This is a genomic window from Streptomyces sp. I05A-00742, from assembly GCF_013055795.1.
Taxonomy (GTDB): domain Bacteria; phylum Actinomycetota; class Actinomycetes; order Streptomycetales; family Streptomycetaceae; genus Streptomyces.
Genome location: NZ_JABETO010000038.1, coordinates 36,259 through 54,288 on the forward strand (window position 1 = coordinate 36,259; position 18,030 = coordinate 54,288).

Genomic DNA, 18,030 nt, shown 5'->3' on the forward strand with positions numbered 1-18,030 from the left:
GCCGGCGCGCGCACGGCGGTCCCACCGGCCCCGGTGGCCCGTCGTTCGCGCGCCGGACCGGCAGGGTGCCGACGTCAGCCGAGGAACGAGAGCCGGACCTTTCGGTCCGCGTTGTCCACATTTGTATCGACCAGGCAGACGGACTGCCAGGTACCCAGCTCCAGCCGCCCGCCGACGACCGGCAGCGTCGCATGCGGGGGCACGAGGGCAGGGAGCACATGGTCCCGGCCGTGGCCGGGGCTGCCGTGGCGGTGGCGCCAGCGGTCGTCCGCCGGGAGCAGGTCGCGCAGGGCGGCGAGCAGGTCCTCGTCGCTGCCGGAGCCGGTCTCCAGGATCGCCACGCCGGCGGTCGCGTGCGGAACAAACACGTTGAGCAGCCCGTCGCGGCCCGAAGAGGCCTCCCGCAGGAACTCCTCGCAGTCGCGGGTCAGGTCGTGGACGGTCTCCGTACGGCCGGTCGTGACGGCGAGCACCTTGGTCTGGAAGCTGTCGGTCATGCCTCCATCTTCACCCGCGGCCGGGCCGGGGCGGGCGGAGGGAAGAGATCCACCCACACCCCTGTTGGTAGAAGCATGAACCAAATGGCGGTGGTGCGGACCACGGACGTCGTCGTCGTGGGCGCCGGGCAGGCAGGCCTGTCCAGCGCCTACCACCTGCGGCGCGCCGGCTACGAGCCGGACCGGGACTTCGTCGTGCTGGACCACGCGCCGCGGCCCGGGGGCGCCTGGCAGTACCGGTGGCCGACGCTCACCTACGGCAAGGTGCACGGGATGCACGCGCTGCCAGGAATGAGCCTGACCGGCGCGGACGACGCACGGCCGTCGTCCGAGGTGATCGGTGACTACTTCGCGGCCTACGAGACGGCGTTCGACCTGCGCGTCCACCGGCCCGTCGACGTGCGTGCCGTGCGCGAGGGGGACGACGGGCGGCTGCGGGTCGAGTCGTCCGGAGGGGTGTGGTCGGCCCGGGCACTGATCAACGCGACCGGCACCTGGGACCGGCCGTTCTGGCCGCGCTACCCCGGTCAGGAGCTCTTCCGCGGCCGTCAGCTGCACACCGCTCAGTACCCGGGCCCGGAGGCGTTCGCTGGGCTGCGGGTGGTGGTGGTCGGCGGCGGGACGTCCGCCGTGCAGCACCTGATCGAGATCGCCGAGGTGGCGGCCTCGACGACGTGGGTCACGCGCCGGCCGCCGCTCTTCCGGGACGGCCCGTTCGACGAGACGCGTGGCCGGGACGCGGTGGCGCTCGTGGAGGAGCGCGTCCGGCAGGGGCTGCCGCCGCGGAGCGTGGTCTCGGTGACCGGGCTGCCGATGACGGCCGCCGTGGAACGGGCGCGTGCCGCGGGCGTACTGGACCGGCTGCCGGCGTTCGACCGCGTCACGCCCACCGGTGTCGCCTGGGCGGACGGCACGGCCGTGGAGGCGGACGTCATCCTGTGGGCCACCGGTTTCCGGGCAGCGCTCGACCACCTGGCGCCGCTGCGTCTGCGGGAACCGGGCGGCGGCATCCGCCTCGAAGGGACGCGGGCGGTCCGCGACCCGCGGATCCATCTGGTCGGCTACGGGCCGTCGGCGAGCACCATCGGGGCCAACCGGGCCGGGCGGAGTGCGGTACGGGACGTACGGGAGTTGCCGGCCGGGGCGGAGGAGGCTCACGCGCCGCTGGTCTCCTCGGCCGTGTGAGACCCCGAGGTCGCGCCCGCACGAGCCCCCCGCGCCCCTGACGTCACCGGCGCCGGATCCGTACCATGCGTGCCATGGTGCGACGACCTCGTGACGTCCGCGGGCCGGGAAGCGGCCCGTCAGTGGGCCTCCACGTGACCTGCCTCAACGACGTCCTGTATCCCGGCACCGGACGGGCCGTGGTCACGCTGCTGGAGCGGCTCGGGGTACGGGTGGACTTCCCGATGGCGCAGAGCTGTTGCGGCCAGCCCTTCTTCAACACGGGCTACCGACGCAGGACCGAGCCCCTGGTGCGGCGTCACATCGACGCCTTCCGGGGCTACGACCACATCGTCACGCCGTCCGCCTCCTGCGCGGCCATGGTCCGCGAGCAGTACCCGCGGATCGCGGCCCGGGCGGCGGCGGAGGGCCGGGACGACGGGCTGGCCGAGGCGGTGGCCGAGGTCGTGCCCCGCACCTACGAGCTCAGCGAGTTCCTGGTCGACGTCCTGGGCGTGACGGACGTCGGCGCCTACTACCCCCACACCGTCACCTACCACCCCTCCTGCCACGGGCTGCGGGCGCTCGGCCTGGGCGAGCGCCCGCGGATGCTGCTGGAGCACGTCAAGGGCCTGGAGCTGCGGGAGTTGGCGGGGGCCGAGGAGTGCTGCGGCTTCGGCGGGACCTTCGCCGTCAAGAACGCCGCCGTCTCCACCGCGATGGGCGCCGACAAGGCCCGGGCCGTCGTCGCCACGGGAGCACGGACCCTCTGCGCGGCCGACAACTCGTGTCTGATGCACATCGGCGGCGTCCTCACCCGGCGGGGAGCGACGGTACGGACGGTGCACCTCGCGGAGATCCTGGCCGCGACGGAGCGGGAAGGAGCCGCCCGATGACCGGTCCGGTGCCGCTGGGCATGCCCTCCTTCCCCCGCGCCGCCGCCGTCTCCACCCGGAACGCCCGGCTGCGCGCCACCCTCCGGCACGCCACCGGCACCATCAGGGCCAAACGCGCGGCGGCCGTCGCCGAACTCGACGACTGGCGGCAGCTGCGCGCCGCCGCCGCGGCCGTCAAGGACCGCACGCTCCGTCACCTGGACCACTACCTCGTCCGGCTGGAGGAGCGCGTCACCGAGGCGGGCGGGACGGTCCACTGGGCGGCCGACGCGGCGGAGGCGAACCGCGTCGTCACGGAGCTCGTACGGGCCACCGGCGAGCGGGAGATCGTCAAGGTCAAGTCCATGGTCACGCAGGAGACCGGTCTCAACGAGGCCCTCGCGGCGGCCGGCATCCGGGCGTACGAGACCGATCTCGCCGAACTGATCGTCCAGTTGGGGGACGATCTGCCCTCGCACCTCCTGGTGCCGGCGATCCACCGGAGCCGCGGCGAGATCCGGGAGATCTTCCGCGAGCGGATGGCCGACTGGGGACGGCCCGCGCCCGAGGGGCTGACCGACCGTCCGGCCGACCTCGCCGAGGCGGCCCGGCTGCACCTGCGGGAGAAGTTCCTGCGCGCCCGCGTGGCCGTGAGCGGCGCCAACTTCATGGTGGCGGAGACCGGGACGATGGTGGTCGTCGAGTCCGAGGGGAACGGGCGGATGTGCCTGACCCTCCCCGAGACGCTGATCTCCGTCGTGGGCATCGAGAAGGTGGTGCCCACCTGGCGCGACCTGGAGATCTACCTGCAGCTGCTGCCCCGTTCGTCCACCGCCGAGCGGATGAACCCCTACACGTCGATGTGGACGGGCACGACGGACGGCGACGGGCCGGGCGCCTTCCACCTGGTGCTGCTCGACAACGGCCGGACCGACACCCTGGCCGACCCGGTCGGCCGCCAGGCGCTGCGCTGCATCCGGTGCTCGGCCTGTCTCAACGTCTGCCCGGTGTACGAGCGGGCCGGCGGGCACGCCTACGGATCGCCGTACTCCGGTCCCATCGGCGCGATCCTCACCCCGCAACTGCGGGGGCTCGCCTCCTCGCTGGAGGAGTCGCTGCCGTTCGCCTCGTCGCTGTGCGGCGCCTGCTACGAGGTCTGTCCCGTGGCCATCGACATCCCGGAGGTGCTGGTGCACCTGCGGGAGCGGGTGGCGGAGGGCGGCCAGGCGACCCTCCGGGGCACCCGGGCGGTGGTGCGGCCGGCCCGCCGGCACGCCCTGGAACGGCGGGTGGCGGCGGCCGCGGCCTGGGCCCTGGACCGGCCGGAGGTGCTGCGGCGCGGTCAGCGGATCGCGGCCCGGGCGGGCCGGTTCCGGCCCCGGCGGCTGCCGGGCCCGGGCCGGGCGTGGACGGACGAACGGGCACTGCCGGAGGTCCCGGAGGAGTCCTTCCGCGACTGGTGGGCGCGGACGCGAGGAGGCACAGCGTGAGCGGGACGAGCCGGGCGAGGATCCTGGGACGGGTGCGGCGCGCCCTCACGGACGTACCGGCGTACGAGCGGCCGCGCGACCATCCCGTCGCCCGCGACTATCTGCGGGTGCACGGGCAGCGCACGCCCGCCGAGTCGGCCGCCCTGCTCGCCGCGCGTCTGACGGACTACCGCGCCTCCGTGCACCGCACGGGCGCCGACGGGCTGCCTGCCCTGCTCCGTGAGCTGCTGGACCGGCGGGGCGCCCGTCGGGTGGTCGTACCGGCCGGGCTGCCGGGCACCTGGACGGCGGGGGCGGACGCGGAGGTGGTCGTCGACCGGCCTGCCCTGACGGCCCGTGAGCTGGACGCCGTGGACAGCGTGGTCACCGGGTGCGCGCTGGCCGTCGCGGAGACCGGCACGATCGTCCTGGACGCGGGGCCGGACCAGGGGCGGCGGTGCGTCACGCTCGTTCCGGACCACCACATCTGTGTGGTGCGGACGGCGGACCAGATCGTGGACTCCGTTCCGCAGGCCCTCGAACGCCTCGACCCGCGGCGGCCGTTGACCTGGATCTCGGGCCCCTCGGCGACCAGTGACATCGAGCTGGACCGGGTGGAGGGCGTGCACGGGCCGCGCGCGCTCGACGTCGTCCTGGTCGCCGGGGGCGGCGCCGCGCCAGGGTGACCCCGCCGGTGGTACGCACGGGCTGCGTACGAAGCGGCGGGGGCTGGGTGGCCCTCCGCCGGTCCGGCAGGCTCTTCCTCGTCAGCGAAGATCACGCGAACGAGGAGTCCGGCCATGACGGTACGGGAAGCACAGCACGAGGAGACGGTGTCCCCCTCCGGCTTCGGCGGGGAGGTGGGGACCACCTGGTCGGCCGGGTGGTCGGCCTCCGTGCAGCGGCCGAGCAGCGGCTTCGGGGAGAACTGGGCGGGGACCGGGTTCGAGCGGCAGTCCGTGCGGCAGGTCGTCCGGGTCTCGGGCGGCGGTACGTCGGCCCGCGTCCGGCTGTCCAACCGCTACGGCACCCGGCCGCTGACCGTCGACGCGGCCGTCCTGGCGCGGAGCGCGGGCGGGGCGGCCGTCCACCCGGAGTCGCGGCGGGTGCTCACCTTCGCCGGCGGGACGTCGGTGCGGATACCGGCGGGCGGGGAGGCGGTGAGCGACGCGGTGGAGCTGCGGGCCGCCGCGTTCGACTCCCTGGCGCTGACGCTGTACTTCGACGGCCCGACCGGGCCCACGACCTTCCACTCACAGGCGTGGGCGGAGAGCTACCGCGCCGCGGGCGACCGGACGAACGACACCGGCGGTGATGGTTTCGACGAGGTGACGCACTCCTGGTACCTCCTCTCCGACATCGAGTTCGCCGGGGACGGGGCGGCCGAGGGCACGGTCGTGACCTTCGGTGACTCGATCACCGACGGCTTCGGGTCCTCGGTGGGCGCGAACCGCCGGTACCCGGACGTCCTGGCCGACAGGCTGGCCGGGGCGGGCCGGCGGTGGGCCGTGCTCAACGAGGGGATCGGCGGCAACCTGCTGCTCCACGACTCCCCCTGGTTCGGCGAAGCGGCGACAACGCGCTTCGAGCGGGACGTCCTGGACAAGCCCGGGGTGCGTGCGGTGATCGTGCACGTCGGCCTCAACGACATCGGCTTCAGCGAGATCGACCTGCCCACCTACAAGCCCGATGCCGACGTCAGCGCCGAGGAGTTGATCGCGGGCTACCGTGACCTGATCCGGCGCGCCCATGAGCGGGGCGTCCTGGTGATCGGTGGAACGATCCTTCCGTTCAAGGGCTCCGAGTACCACACACCGCGGGCCGAGGCGAAGCGCCGGGCGGTCAACGACTGGATCCGCACCTCGGGCGAGTACGACGCCGTGGCCGACTTCGCCGCCGTACTGGCCTCGCCCGACGACACCGATGTGCTTGACCCCCGCTGGGACTCGGGCGACCGCAAGCACCCGAACGACGCGGGGTTCCGGGTGATGGTGGAGACCGTGGACCTGGACGCGCTGCTCTGAGGCCGGCGGGCGGGGCCGTGCGAACGAACGGCCCCGCGGCCCGCTGCCGCTCCGCTCAGGCGTTCACCGCTACCCGGGCGTCGCCCCGGACGAGCGCCGCGTACCGGCCGTCGGCCGTGAGGAGTTGGTGATGGCTCCCCCGCTCGGCTATGCGTCCGCCGTCGAGGACGACGATCTGGTCCGCGCCGCGGACGGTGGAGAGCCGGTGCGCGATGGTGATGGTGGTGCGCCCCTCGGACAGCGCGTCGAGTGCCTTCTGCACCGCCTGCTCGGTGCGGGTGTCCAGGGCGGACGTGGCTTCGTCCAGGATGAGGACGGGCGGGTCGCGCAGGATGGTGCGGGCGATGGCCAGGCGCTGTTTCTCACCGCCGGAGAAGCGGTGTCCGCGTTCGCCGACGAGGGTGTCGTAGCCGTCGGGCAGGGAGGCGATGTGGTCGTGGATCTGGGCGGCTTCGGCGGCCGCGCGGATCTCCTCGTCGTCCGCGTCGGGTTTGGCGAACCGCAGGTTGTCGGCGACGGAGGCGTGGAACAGGTAGGTCTCCTGGGAGACGATGCCGACCGCGCGGGAGAGCGTGTCGAAGTCGAGCTCGCGGACGTCCACCCCGTCGATGAGCACCCGGCCGCCCGTGACGTCGTAGAGCCGGGGCACGAGGTGGCCGAGGGTGCTCTTGCCGGATCCGGTGGGCCCGACGACGGCCAGGCTTCCGCCGGCCGGGACGACGAGGTCGATGCCGGTGAGGGTGGCCCGCGCGGCACCCGGGCCGTCGTAGGAGAAGCCGACGTCGTCGAAGCGGACCTCGCCGCGGATCTTCTCCAGGCGCACCGGGCGCTCGGGCTCGGTGATCTCCACACGGAGGTCGAGGTATTCGAAGATGCGCTGGAAGAGGGCGAGTGAGGTCTGCACCTGTACGCCCGTGGAGAGCAGGGAGACGGTGGGGCGCAGCAGGCCCTGCTGGAGGGAGACGAAGGCGACGAGCGTCCCGATGGACAGGGCGGGGCCGCCGGTCCCGAGCGAGATGCCGGCGGCCCAGTAGAGGACCGCGGGCATGGCCGCCATGACGATGCCGATGGTGGACATCCGCCACCGTCCGGCCATGTTGGCCCGTACTTCCAGGCCGACCAGCCGTTCGGACTCCTTGCCGAAGGCGGCGGTCAGCGAGTCGGCCCGCCCCATGGTGCGGCCGAGCAGGATGCCGCTGACGGAGAGCGATTCGGTGACCATGGCGGCCATGGCGGCCATCTGCTTCTGCCGCTGCGAGGTGATCTTCTTGCGCTCCCGGCCCACCCGGTGGCTGATCCACACGAACACGGGCAGGAGGAGCAGCGATACGCCCGTCAGGCGCCAGTCCAGGGCCAGCATGGCGGCGACCGAGGCGACCACGCTGGTGAGGTTGGAGACCAGCGAGGTGGCGGTGGAGGTCACCGTGGCCTGCATGCCGCCGATGTCGTTGGCGATCCGGGACTGCACCTCGCCGGTGCGGGTCCGGGTGAAGAAGGCGAGGGGCATGCTCTGGAGCCGGGCGTAGACCGCGGTCCGCAGGTCGTGCATGACGCGCTGGCCGACGGTGGTGGACATCAGCGTCTGGAGGACGCCGAAGACGCTGTTGACGACGGCGGCGGCGATCATGCCGAGGGCCAGCAGGGTCAGCAGTCCGGTGCGGCCCTCCGGGATGGCGACGTCCAGGACCTCGCGCAGCAGGAACGGCGAGGCGACGGCGACCAGGGACGAGGCGGCCACGAGCAGGCCCACGAGGGCGAGGCGGCCGCGGTAGGGGCGGAAGAGGCGCAGGATGCGCCGGACCTGGGCGGGGTGTTCGGGGTCGGGGGGTGGCGGGGTCCATTCGGGTTCGTGGCGGCGCAATGGGCTCCTTCGGAAAGTAGAGGCCGGTGGGGGTGCGTGGCTGTCGGCAGCGCAGGGCGACCGGCGGCCGGGGTGGCCGGACAGGGCGGTGCGGCGGCGGCCGTAGCGTGCCGAAGGGCCGGGACCGTACGGCGTCGGCCACCCGAAGAGAGCATAGCTCACTGTTACCTATGCTCACAATGCACTCAGTCCTGATAATCTGGCCCGATGACCGTCCCCGACACGTCCGGACAGCTCGCCGAGCAGCTTCTGCGGCTGACCCGAAGGCTCAATCGCGCCCAGAAGCGCTATCTGGACCCGGTCGGCATCACGCCCGCCCAGTCCCGCCTGCTGCGGACCGTCTCGCACTGCGAGGCTCCGCCGCGGATGGCCGATCTGGCCGAGCGGCTGGAGGTGGTGCCCCGGGCGGTCACCACCCTCGTCGACGCCCTGGAGGCCAACGGCGCGGTGCGCCGCGTCCCCGACCCCTCCAACCGCAGGGTGATAAGGATCGAGCTCACCGAGCAGGGCCGCGAGACCCTGCGCGCGATGCGCGAGGCACGCCGCGCGGCCGTGGAGGAAATCCTTTCTCCTCTGACCTCCGACCAGCGCGACGTGCTCGGCGGCCTGCTGGGCGAGCTCATGCGGGGCCAGGTCCACCCGCACCGCTGACCCGCGGTGCGGCGGGGACGGTCAGCAGCGCCGCCGGTCCTCCGTCAGCGCGCCCTGCGCCGTGGCGAGGGTCCGGTCGTGGCAGCGGCCCGGGCCGGTCAGCCGGTACCGCTCCCGCGAGACGCCGGTCGCGTGCCGCTGGTCGCGGGGCACGTCCTGGTTGTAGGCGGCGTCCCCGGTGTACGTGTCGTCCAGCCGCGACCAGTCGGTCCGCAGTCCGCCCCGCAGGGTGACGCGGTCGGCGCGGTCCCCCATGGTCATCACGGTGCGCAGGCGGGGCCCGTCGGCGCCGGTGATCTCGCCGTCCATGGTGTACACGCGGTGCGCGCGGGTGGTGGTGGCGGGGCCGCGGCCCCGCACGGTGACGGTCTCGTCGTCGGTCCACCGCGCCCGCAGCCCGTCCGTCGCCTCCTTCTCGGTCCAGCGGTGCGCCGACGTGGCGGCGACCGCACGGCGGACGGTGGTCGTCACCCTGCCGTGCGAGGTGTCGAGGTAGCCGGAGACGGTCAGCGAGTTGCCGCCCTCGGCCGTGAGCCGGTGTTCGGTGCCCGGCGCGTACGCGGTGGTGTTCCTCGGCTCGTCCGCCGTGTGCGCGGTGAGCGCGCCGGTGACGCGGGACGCCTTGCCGTCCTGCCAGACGAGGATGTTGGTGGGGGTGCTCCAGCCGCTCTGTCCTTCGGGAACCCCGGCGACCGAGACGGTGATCCGGTGCGGTCTGCCGTCGTTCAGCTGCCCGGCGAACGGCGTGAGGTCGTACTCCAGCGGGCGGACGTCGAAGGCGCGCGGCCCGGGGATGACGTACCAGAGGAACGGGTTGGACCAGCCTCCCGTCCACACCGTCGGGTAGGGGGCGGCGATCCCGGCGAGCCGCCCGTCGACGGCCACCCTGACCTCGCGGTACGGTCCGTCCTCGGCCTTGCACGAGTACGGCGCCGCGTCCGGCACCGTGAGGTACCAGAACTCCTCGCAGCCGCCGCCCGATCCGGTCGCGTAGACCTCGGCCACGATCCGCTCGCTGTTGCGCGGCGTCGTCACCGTGCCCTCGTGGGCCGTGCCCGCCTCGTGCGCGCCGTCCAGCGTCAGCACCCGGTCGGGGGCGGCGGCCGGCTTCGCCCGGCCCTCGGCCGCGTAGAAGGTCAAGGTGACCTTGACCTTGATGACCCCGGTGTACGTCTCGTTCACGAGGTTGCCGATGAGCATCTCGACGGGCTGCGGGGAGCGCAGGGTGGCGGCGTACCGCGTGACGTCCTTCTCCACGTTCCAGGCGATGCCCTCCGGCGAGGGCTCCGGGGTGGAGGTGCGCAGGACTTCGACGCCGCCGACGCGCAGATAGCCGAGGCGGTCGTACTGGCGTCCGGCGACGGATCCTTCGAGGCGCAGGACGACCTTGTTCCAGCGGTCCCCGCAGCCCTTGGGGGGCGTGTAGGAGCTCTTGTAGGGCGTGTAGTCGCGGAATTCGGTGTCGGCGACGGTCACGCGGCACGACGTGGTGTCGGGTACGGCGACCGTGGGGCCGGCGGTGACCGGATCGTGCCAGTCGGTGCCGAACTCGGTGGGCGGGCCGGCCGCGGTGGCGGGCCCGGCACCGAGGGCCAGGGCGGTGGCCGCGGCACAGAGGGCGAGCAGCAGTCGTCTCATGCGCCAGGAGTGAAGCGCGTCGTGCCGCGGCGCACCAGTACAGCTTTGGCCTGATCTGCGGTCGGCTGTTCTCCCCGAACTCCCGGGAAAATCAGTTGAACTCGGCATCGCCGGAGGACGACGCTGGCACGGCTCCCTTCACCTGCCCGCTCCTTCTCTGGGATGCCATGCGAATCCGCGATCTCCCCTATCCAGATCCCGGCGTGCCGGATGTCCGGTCCGGGCCGCGCTTCCTGCTCTGGCTGATTCGCAGCCAGCTCGGGGGGCAGTGCAAGGCCCTGTTCTGGGGCGTGGTGCACATGGCCGCGGTCGCCCTGTTCCCGCTGGCCGTGGGCCTGACCGTGCAGGCCGTCGTCGACGGCTCCGGTGCCGGTCTCGCGCTGGCGGGAGGGCTCATGCTGCTGCTGGGTGCGGTCACGGCGCTCGGCGACACGATGCTCCACAGGGCGGCCGTGACCAACTGGATCATGGCTTCGGCCCGCGTCCAACAGCTGCTGGCCCGCCGGACGGCCGCGTTGGGCGCCACCCTGACCAGGCGCGTCGCGGCGGGCGAGGTCGTGGCGGTGTCCACCGGGGACGTGGAGAAGATCGGCTGGTTCGTGGAGTCGCAGTCGCGTTTCCTCTCCGCGGTGTTCACCTCCCTGGCGGTCTGTGTGGCGCTGGTCCTCTACCAGCCCGTGCTTGGCGGGGTGGTGGCGGTCGGCGTGCCGGTCCTGGCCCTGGCCATCCTGCCGTTGCTGCCGCGTGCGACGCGTCGGGCGGACGAGCAGCGGGAGTTGGCCGGGCGTGCGACGGAGCTGGCGTCCGACACGGTCGCCGGGCTGCGGGTGCTGCGCGGCATCGGCGGCGAGGAGCTGTTCCTCTCCCGCTACCGGCGCGCCTCGCAGGAGGTCCGGGGGGCCGCCGTGCGCAGCGCCCGGATGTGGGCGCTGATCTCCGCGGTGCAGGTGGCGCTGCCGGGGCTGCTGATGATCGCGGTCGTCTGGTACGGGGTGGGGCTCGTCCAGGACGGCCGCGTCGGCGTGGGTGAGCTGGTGACCGTCTACGGGGTGGTCACCTTCCTGCTCTTCCCGTTGCGTCAGTTCGAGGAGATCGCCATGGCCTACTCGTTCTCCCGGCCGTCGGCAGAGCGCGCCGCGCGGCTGCTGGCGCTGCGGCGCACCGCCGCGGTGCCGGACGGGGACGGCCGCGGGCTGTCGGGCGATCTGTACGACCCGGCGAGCGGTCTGCTGGCGCCCGAGGGGCTGCTGACGGCCGTGGTGTGCGGCGACCCGGACGCGGCCGGGCGGCTGGCCGACCGGCTGGGCGGGCACGATCCGCGGTCCGTGGAGGGGGTGCCGTCGGTCCTGCTGGGCGGCGTGGCACTGGACGAGGTGCCGCTGGCGGCGGCGCGCGCGGCGGTGCTGGTGCAGGACAAGGATCCGGTGTTGCTGTCCGGCACGCTGGCGGAGCTGCTCGACGTGCCGTCGTCGGGGAAGGTGACGGCGGACGAGGCGCTGGCCGCGGCGTGCTGCGACGACGTCCTGGACTCGCTGGTCCGGGCGGCGGCGGACCCGGCGGCCGGGCCGATGGCCGCCCATGTCACCGAGCGGGGGCGGTCGTTGTCGGGCGGCCAGCGGCAGCGGCTGGCGCTGGCCCGTTCGCTGGTGGCGGACCCGGAGGTGCTGGTGCTCGACGAGCCGACGTCCGCGGTGGACGCCCACACGGAGGCACACGTCGGCGACGGCGTCCGGACGCTGCGGGCGGGCCGTACGACGGTGGTGTTCACCTCCAGCCCGCTGCTGCTGGACCGGGCGGACCGGGTGGTCCTGGTGCGTGACGGACAGGTGGCCGCGGTGGGGGCGCACGGAGAACTCCTGCGCACGCACCCGGCGTACCGCGCGGTCGTCACCCGGCAGGCGGACGCCGAACCGGCCACCGTGCCCGGGGAGCCCGCGCAGTACGAGGCGGACGGACAGATCGGGGAATCGGCATGATCGGAGTCGCACCGCCCTCCTACGACCCGGCGGCACCGGAGTCGGCGACGACCCTGCCGGTCGGCGGTCCCGCGACCGTACGCCGGTGCGTGCGCGAGCTGTTGCGCCGGCACCGTGGTGCGCTCGCCCTGCTGGTGGCCGTCAACACCGTCGCCGTGGTGGCCTCGATGGTCGGCCCGTATCTGCTGGGCGGGCTCGTCGAGGACCTGTCGGCGGGCGACCGGGAGGTCCATCTCGACCGGGCCGTCTCGCTGTTCGCGGTCGCGCTGGCCGTGCAGACGCTGTTCACCCGCATGGTGCGGGTGCGCGGCGCGGTGCTCGGCGAGGAGATGCTGGCGGATCTGCGCGAGGACTTCCTCGTCCGGTCGGTGAAGCTGCCGCCGGGGGTCCTGGAGCGGGCCGGTACGGGCGATCTGCTGTCCCGGGTGACCACCGACATCGACCGGCTGGCGAACGCCATGCGGGAGGCGGTGCCGGAGCTGGCGATCGGCGTGGTCTGGGGCGGACTGCTGCTCGGGGCGCTGACGGTGACCGCTCCGCCGCTGGCGCTGTCCGTGCTGGTCGCCCTGCCGCTGGTGGTCGTCGGGTCCCGCTGGTACTTCCGCCGGGCGCCGTCCGCCTACCGGTCGGAGGCGGCGGGGTACGCCGCCGTCGCCGCGTCGCTGACGGAGACCGTGGACGCGGGGCGGACGGTGGAGGCCCATGGGCTGGGCGCCCGCCGCGTCGCCCTCTCCGACCGGCGGATCCAGGAGTGGACCCGGTGGGAGCGGTACACCCTGTGGCTCCGCTCCGTGTTCTACCCCGTGGTCAACATGACCCACGCGCTGGTGATCGGCTCGGTGCTGGTCATCGGCGGGGTGTTCGTCCTCCGGGGGTGGATGTCGGTCGGACAGCTGACCACGGGCGCGCTGTTCGCGCAGATGCTGACCGAGCCGGTGGGCATCGTCCTGCGCTGGTACGACGAGCTCCAGGTCGCCCAGGTCTCGCTGGCCCGGCTGGTGGGGGTGCGGGAGATCGAACCGGCCGCCGGCGACGAGCGGGTGCGGCCCGCGGGCCGTGACGTACGGGCGGAGGAGGTGCGCTTCGGCTACACCGACGGCGACGACGTGCTCCACGACGTGTCCCTCACCGTCCCGCCCGGGACACGGGTCGCCCTCGTCGGGCCGTCGGGTGCGGGCAAGTCGACGCTGGGCCGGCTGCTCGCCGGAATCTACGCGCCGCGGTCGGGCGTGGTGACGCTCGGCGGCGCCGAACTGGCCCGGATGCCGACGGAGCGGGTGCGCCGGCACGTGGCCCTGGTCAACCAGGAGCACCACGTCTTCGTGGGGTCGGTCCGGGACAACCTGCGGCTGGCCCGGCCGGAGGCCGGTGACGACGAGCTGTGGTCCGCGCTCGCCGCGGTCGACGCCGACGGCTGGGCGCGGGCGCTGGACGAGGGCCTCGACACGGAGGTGGGCTCCGGCGGGCTCGCGCTCACCCCGGCCCGGGCCCAGCAGATCGCCCTGGCCCGGCTGGTCCTCGCCGACCCGCACACCCTGGTGCTGGACGAGGCGACCTCGCTGCTGGACCCGCGGGCGGCCCGCCATCTGGAGAGTTCGCTGGCCAAGGTGCTGAAGGGCCGGACGGTCGTGGCGATCGCCCACCGGCTGCACACCGCTCACGACGCGGATGTGATCGCGGTGGCGGAGAACGGCCGGATCACCGAGCTCGGAAGCCACGACGAACTGGTCGCGGCGGACGGTGCGTACGCGGCGCTGTGGCGGTCCTGGCACCGGTAGGCAGAGTGGGCGGCCCGCACGCCCGGAGCATGGACCGGCTCGCGCGCCCGGCGTGCGGGGCATGCGCCGGGCGTGCCCGTCGCCGCAGGATTCATGAGCCTTCCCGGGAGTGGTGCGTCCGGCCGGCTCGGGGGGAACGCTGACCGAGCGAGCGAACAACCGGCACGTTCGCACGAGGAGGCCATGGTGTTCGAACTCAAGGCGGAAGCGGACATGCGGCTGCACTCGGACAAGATGGCCGCCGAACTGGCGCGTAAACGGCGCGAGGAACGGGAGGCGGCGGAGCGGGCGTCCGAAGAGCAGGGGCAGGGGTCCGAGGGACAGAGGCGGGAAACCGAGGGGAGGGAGTCCGGGCAGCCCGCCGGCTCCGACGTCGCGGCGGACCACCCGGAAACGGACCTCGCGGAGGACGACCGGCCGGAGAACGACCTCCCGGAGGACGACCGGCCGGCTTCCTGACGCCGGGAAGCGGCCGCGAGGTCAGATGAGTTCCAGCGCGCCGAGTCCCCCGACTCCGCCGAGCACCATGAACACCGGCATCAGCACCTTCACCTCCACCCAGCTCCCGGCCCGGAAGCGCAGGCCCTTCGGCGGACCGATCGGGTACCAGCGCTTGCGGGCGATGGGGAGGGGCCACAGGATCGGGCAGCCCGAGACGGTGAGGGCGTCGCCGATGTCGTGCACGAGCGCGCCGAGCACGATGGGCAGGCCGAGCCACAGGTAGGGGTGGTCGCCGAACAGCCAGTCCGAGCCGTGGCCCGGTTCGTCCAGCACTCCGGCGAGTATCCAGGCGCTGGTCGCGCCGAGCAGCCAGACCAGGACGTCGCTGGAGGTCCGGGCCATCCGCCAGAGCAGGCCCTCGACGGCCAGCACCAGGTGGACGAAGAGGATGCCGAGCACCGCCCAGCGGTCGCCGGTCATCGCGAGCGCGGAGGCACCGGCGCCGATCAGGACCGCCCAGACCGCGGTGTGGGTGAGGGTGCGGTGCCCTCCGTTGCGCCGTGGGTCGCCCTTGCCCCGGGTCGCCTTGTAGACGGCGTGGGAGAGGCCGTCGATGATCCCGCAGAGGATCCGCGATATCGGGCCGAAGGAGCGCGATATCGTGGCCGATTTGTGATCGAGGTCCGGGGCGAGCGCCGCCCCGGCACAGATCAGCGCGCCGACCACGAGCACCGGCCAGGGCATCGGATGTCCGGCTCCGGCGGCAGCGGCTCCCACCCCCAGCCAGGCCGCGGCCCCGGAGAGCGAGTGCGCCGGTCCCATCATGGTCGTTCCACCCCTTCGCCCGCCGGCGCCGCCTCTTTCTGACGCCGTGTCGGCGACTCAGCGTAATGCCCGGATGATCACCGATCGACCGGCCGGTTCCCTGATCCGGTCCGGGGCCAGGCAGTATGGTGGTGTGACCCTTATCGATCAGATGCCGAGCCATGCCGACCCCGATGCCCTCTTCGAGGCCTTCTCGACCTGGGCCGAGGACCGGGGCATCACGCTGTACCCCGCCCAGGAAGAGGCGCTGATCGAGGTGGTCTCCGGGGCGAACGTGATCCTCTCCACGCCGACCGGCTCGGGCAAGAGCCTGGTGGCGGCGGGAGCGCACTTCACGGCGCTCGCCAACGACCAGGTGACCTTCTACACCGCGCCCATCAAGGCACTCGTGTCGGAGAAGTTCTTCGACCTGTGCAAGATCTTCGGCACCGAGAACGTCGGCATGCTCACGGGCGACGCCTCCGTCAACGCGGACGCCCCGGTGATCTGCTGCACGGCCGAGGTGCTGGCCTCCATCGCCCTGCGCGACGGCAAGGACGCCGACATCGGCCAGGTCGTGATGGACGAGTTCCACTTCTACGCGGAACCGGACCGCGGCTGGGCGTGGCAGATCCCGCTGCTGGAGCTCCCGCAGGCGCAGTTCGTCCTGATGTCGGCGACGCTCGGCGACGTGTCCCGGTTCGAGGAGGACCTGACCCGCCGCACGGGACGGCCCACCGCGGTGGTGCGCTCGGCGACCCGGCCCGTCCCGCTGTCGTACGAGTACCGCACGACCCCGCTGACGGAGACGCTGACCGAGCTCCTCCAGACCCGCCAGGCGCCGGTCTACATCGTCCACTTCACGCAGGCGGCGGCCGTCGAACGGGCGCAGGCGCTGATGAGCATCAACATGTGCTCGCGCGAGGAGAAGGACGAGATCGCCAAGCTGATCGGCAACTTCCGGTTCACCACCAAGTTCGGCCGGAATCTGTCCCGGTTCGTGAAGCACGGCATCGGCGTGCACCACGCGGGGATGCTGCCGAAGTACCGGCGGCTGGTCGAGCGGCTGGCGCAGGCCGGTCTGCTGAAGGTGATCTGCGGTACGGACACCCTGGGCGTGGGCGTCAACGTCCCCATCCGCACGGTGCTGTTCACCGCCCTCACCAAGTACGACGGACAGCGCGTACGGACGCTGCGGGCACGGGAGTTCCACCAGATCGCCGGCCGGGCCGGACGGGCGGGTTTCGACACCGCGGGCTTCGTCGTCGCCCAGGCCCCGGACCACGTCATCGAGAACGAGAAGGCCCTGGCCAAGGCGGGCGACGACCCGAAGAAGCGCCGCAAGGTGGTCCGCAAGAAGGCCCCCGAGGGCTTCGTCGGCTGGACCGAGAACACCTTCGAGAAGCTCATCGCCTCCGAGCCCGAGCAGCTCACCTCCCGGTTCCGGGTCACCCACACCATGCTGCTGGCGGTCATCGCCCGCCCGGGCAACGCCTTCGAGGCGATGCGCCGGATGCTGGAGGACAACCACGAGCCGCGGAGGAACCAACTCCGGCACATCCGCCGCGCCATCGCGATCTACCGCTCGCTGCTGGACGGCGGTGTGGTGGAACAACTCGACGAGCCCGACGCCGAGGGCCGCATCGTCCGGCTGACGGTGGACCTCCAGTCGGACTTCGCGCTCAACCAGCCGCTGTCGACCTTCGCCCTCGCCTCCTTCGAGCTCCTGGACCCGGAGTCGCCCTCCTACGCGCTCGACATGGTCTCGGTCGTGGAGTCGACGCTCGACGACCCGCGGCAGATCCTGGCCGCGCAGCAGAACAAGGCACGCGGCGAGGCGGTCGCGGAGATGAAGGCCGAGGGCGTCGAGTACGAGGAGCGCATGGAGCGGCTGATGGACATCGGCTACCCCAAGCCCCTGGAGGAGCTGCTGACGCACGCCTACGACGTCTACCGCAAGAGCCACCCGTGGGTGGGCGATCATCCGCTGTCCCCGAAGTCCGTCATCCGCGACATGTACGAGCGGGCCATGACGTTCACCGAGTTCACCTCCTTCTACGATCTGGCGCGCACCGAGGGCATCGTGCTGCGGTACCTGGCGAGCGCGTACAAGGCGTTGGACCACACCGTGCCGGACGACCTGAAGTCCGACGACTTCGAGGACCTGATCGCCTGGCTCGGCGAGATGGTGCGACAGGTCGACTCCAGCCTTCTGGACGAGTGGGAACAGCTCGCCAACCCGGAGGAGGAGACGGCCGAGGAGGCCCAGGACCGCGCCGACCAGGTCAAGCCGGTCACCGCCAACGCCCGGGCCTTCCGGGTGCTCGTCCGCAACGCGCTGTTCCGCCGGGTCGAGCTGGCCGCCCTCGACAAGGTCGCCGAACTCGGCGAGATGGACGCCGAGTCCGGCTGGGACGAGGACCGCTGGGCGGCGGCGATGGACGCCTACTGGGACGAGTACGACGAGCTGGGCACCGGCCCCGACGCGCGCGGCCCCAAGCTGCTCCGCATCGAGGAGAAGCCGGAGGACGGCCTGTGGCGGGTGCGCCAGACGTTCGCCGACCCGAACGGCGACCACGACTGGGGCATCTCGGCCGAGGTCGACCTCGCCGCGTCCGACGAGGAGGGCCGCGCCGTGCTCCGCGTCATGGACGTCGGCCAGTTGTGACCTCCTCGCGGCCGGAGTGACCCGTCCGGGCCGACGGGGCACCTCCGGCCGGACGCCCGGCCCCGCGCCTCCGGCCGTCCCGCGGGACGAGCCGGGCCAGGGCCTGCCGGACGTGCCGCAGCCCGGTGCGCGCCGACGCCGCGAGGGCGCCGGTGACGGCCGCGCGGGAGTGGTCGCGCGGGGC

General features: G+C 73.0%; 15 protein-coding genes. 10 read left to right on the forward strand and 5 right to left on the reverse strand.

The genetic code is table 11. From position 1 onward, the window contains the following. Nucleotides 1-74 precede the first annotated feature (74 nt). On the reverse strand, nt 75-497 hold the full coding sequence (locus tag HN013_RS26615) for a secondary thiamine-phosphate synthase enzyme YjbQ (RefSeq protein WP_171170566.1): 423 nt from the start codon (nt 495-497) through the stop codon (nt 75-77). Between the two features lie 84 nt (nt 498-581). Between HN013_RS26615 and HN013_RS26620 the strand changes: the two genes are divergently transcribed. The 5 genes from HN013_RS26620 (at nt 582) to HN013_RS26640 (ending at nt 6,029) form a co-directional block, all read left to right on the forward strand. Then, nucleotides 582-1,682 carry an NAD(P)-binding domain-containing protein gene (locus HN013_RS26620; RefSeq protein WP_171170593.1) on the forward strand — a complete coding sequence of 367 codons (1,101 nt, stop codon included), beginning with the start codon at nt 582-584 and terminating at the stop codon, nt 1,680-1,682. A 74-nt stretch (nt 1,683-1,756) separates the two neighbouring features. Continuing rightward, nucleotides 1,757-2,557, forward strand: a complete 801-nt coding sequence (locus HN013_RS26625; protein ID WP_212764843.1) for a (Fe-S)-binding protein — start codon at nt 1,757-1,759, stop codon at nt 2,555-2,557. After that, complete coding sequence (locus HN013_RS26630) at nt 2,554-4,026, forward strand: lactate utilization protein B (RefSeq protein ID WP_171170570.1); 1,473 nt, start codon at nt 2,554-2,556, stop codon at nt 4,024-4,026. The genes HN013_RS26625 and HN013_RS26630 overlap by 4 nt, the downstream gene beginning before the upstream one ends. Next, a complete protein-coding gene (locus HN013_RS26635) occupies nt 4,023-4,691 on the forward strand; it encodes a lactate utilization protein C (protein ID WP_171170572.1) in 669 nt (222 codons plus the stop codon). The genes HN013_RS26630 and HN013_RS26635 overlap by 4 nt, the downstream gene beginning before the upstream one ends. A gap of 114 nt (nt 4,692-4,805) precedes the next feature. After that, a complete protein-coding gene (locus HN013_RS26640; protein ID WP_171170574.1) occupies nt 4,806-6,029 on the forward strand; it encodes an SGNH/GDSL hydrolase family protein in 1,224 nt (407 codons plus the stop codon). 55 nt (nt 6,030-6,084) lie between these two features. Here HN013_RS26640 and HN013_RS26645 read toward each other — a convergent pair whose 3' ends face one another. Next, nucleotides 6,085-7,890, reverse strand: a complete 1,806-nt coding sequence (locus HN013_RS26645) for an ABC transporter ATP-binding protein (protein ID WP_171170576.1) — start codon at nt 7,888-7,890, stop codon at nt 6,085-6,087. Nucleotides 7,891-8,097: 207 nt separating this feature from the next. On the opposite strand from HN013_RS26645, the gene HN013_RS26650 reads away from it, so the two are divergent. Further along, entirely contained in the window at nt 8,098-8,541 is a 444-nt protein-coding gene (locus tag HN013_RS26650) for a MarR family winged helix-turn-helix transcriptional regulator (RefSeq protein ID WP_171170578.1), read from the forward strand. A 21-nt stretch (nt 8,542-8,562) separates the two neighbouring features. On the opposite strand, the gene HN013_RS26655 is transcribed toward HN013_RS26650, so the two are convergent. Further along, complete coding sequence (locus HN013_RS26655) at nt 8,563-10,179, reverse strand: peptide-N4-asparagine amidase (protein WP_171170580.1); 1,617 nt, start codon at nt 10,177-10,179, stop codon at nt 8,563-8,565. A 167-nt stretch (nt 10,180-10,346) separates the two neighbouring features. On the opposite strand from HN013_RS26655, the gene HN013_RS26660 reads away from it, so the two are divergent. The 3 genes from HN013_RS26660 (at nt 10,347) to HN013_RS26670 (ending at nt 14,392) form a co-directional block, all read left to right on the forward strand. Continuing rightward, on the forward strand, nt 10,347-12,155 hold the full coding sequence (locus HN013_RS26660) for an ABC transporter ATP-binding protein (protein ID WP_171170582.1): 1,809 nt from the start codon (nt 10,347-10,349) through the stop codon (nt 12,153-12,155). Further along, entirely contained in the window at nt 12,152-13,933 is a 1,782-nt protein-coding gene (locus tag HN013_RS26665) for an ABC transporter ATP-binding protein (protein WP_171170584.1), read from the forward strand. Before HN013_RS26660 ends, HN013_RS26665 begins: the two co-directional genes overlap by 4 nt. A gap of 183 nt (nt 13,934-14,116) precedes the next feature. Further along, a complete protein-coding gene (locus tag HN013_RS26670) occupies nt 14,117-14,392 on the forward strand; it encodes a hypothetical protein (protein ID WP_171170585.1) in 276 nt (91 codons plus the stop codon). 21 nt (nt 14,393-14,413) lie between these two features. Here HN013_RS26670 and HN013_RS26675 read toward each other — a convergent pair whose 3' ends face one another. After that, the gene (locus HN013_RS26675) at nt 14,414-15,199 is read right to left on the reverse strand and encodes a metal-dependent hydrolase (protein ID WP_171170587.1); all 786 of its coding nucleotides are present in this window, start codon (nt 15,197-15,199) and stop codon (nt 14,414-14,416) included. 133 nt (nt 15,200-15,332) lie between these two features. Here HN013_RS26675 and HN013_RS26680 point away from each other — a divergent pair, with 133 nt between their 5' ends. Further along, nucleotides 15,333-17,846, forward strand: a complete 2,514-nt coding sequence (locus tag HN013_RS26680) for an RNA helicase (protein ID WP_171170589.1) — start codon at nt 15,333-15,335, stop codon at nt 17,844-17,846. Here the strand turns inward: HN013_RS26680 and HN013_RS32460 are convergent. Continuing rightward, a partial coding sequence (locus tag HN013_RS32460) for a hypothetical protein (RefSeq protein WP_212764845.1) occupies nt 17,824-18,030 on the reverse strand: 207 nt, incomplete at its 5' end. The genes HN013_RS26680 and HN013_RS32460 overlap by 23 nt on opposite strands.

Excerpts from the sequence above, each read along its gene's own strand:
- HN013_RS26625 (WP_212764843.1), top strand. The coding sequence starts at position 1,757 with ATGGTGCGACGACCTCGTGACGTCCGCGGGCCGGGAAGCGGCCCGTCA.
- HN013_RS26660 (WP_171170582.1), top strand. The coding sequence starts at position 10,347 with ATGCGAATCCGCGATCTCCCCTATCCAGATCCCGGCGTGCCGGATGTC.
- HN013_RS26615 (WP_171170566.1), bottom strand. The coding sequence starts at position 497 with ATGACCGACAGCTTCCAGACCAAGGTGCTCGCCGTCACGACCGGCCGT.
- HN013_RS26650 (WP_171170578.1), top strand. The coding sequence starts at position 8,098 with ATGACCGTCCCCGACACGTCCGGACAGCTCGCCGAGCAGCTTCTGCGG.
- HN013_RS26670 (WP_171170585.1), top strand. The coding sequence starts at position 14,117 with ATGGTGTTCGAACTCAAGGCGGAAGCGGACATGCGGCTGCACTCGGAC.
- HN013_RS26665 (WP_171170584.1), top strand. The coding sequence starts at position 12,152 with ATGATCGGAGTCGCACCGCCCTCCTACGACCCGGCGGCACCGGAGTCG.
- HN013_RS26630 (WP_171170570.1), top strand. The coding sequence starts at position 2,554 with ATGACCGGTCCGGTGCCGCTGGGCATGCCCTCCTTCCCCCGCGCCGCC.
- HN013_RS26675 (WP_171170587.1), bottom strand. The coding sequence starts at position 15,199 with ATGATGGGACCGGCGCACTCGCTCTCCGGGGCCGCGGCCTGGCTGGGG.
- HN013_RS26640 (WP_171170574.1), top strand. The coding sequence starts at position 4,806 with ATGACGGTACGGGAAGCACAGCACGAGGAGACGGTGTCCCCCTCCGGC.
- HN013_RS26620 (WP_171170593.1), top strand. The coding sequence starts at position 582 with ATGGCGGTGGTGCGGACCACGGACGTCGTCGTCGTGGGCGCCGGGCAG.
- HN013_RS26655 (WP_171170580.1), bottom strand. The coding sequence starts at position 10,179 with ATGAGACGACTGCTGCTCGCCCTCTGTGCCGCGGCCACCGCCCTGGCC.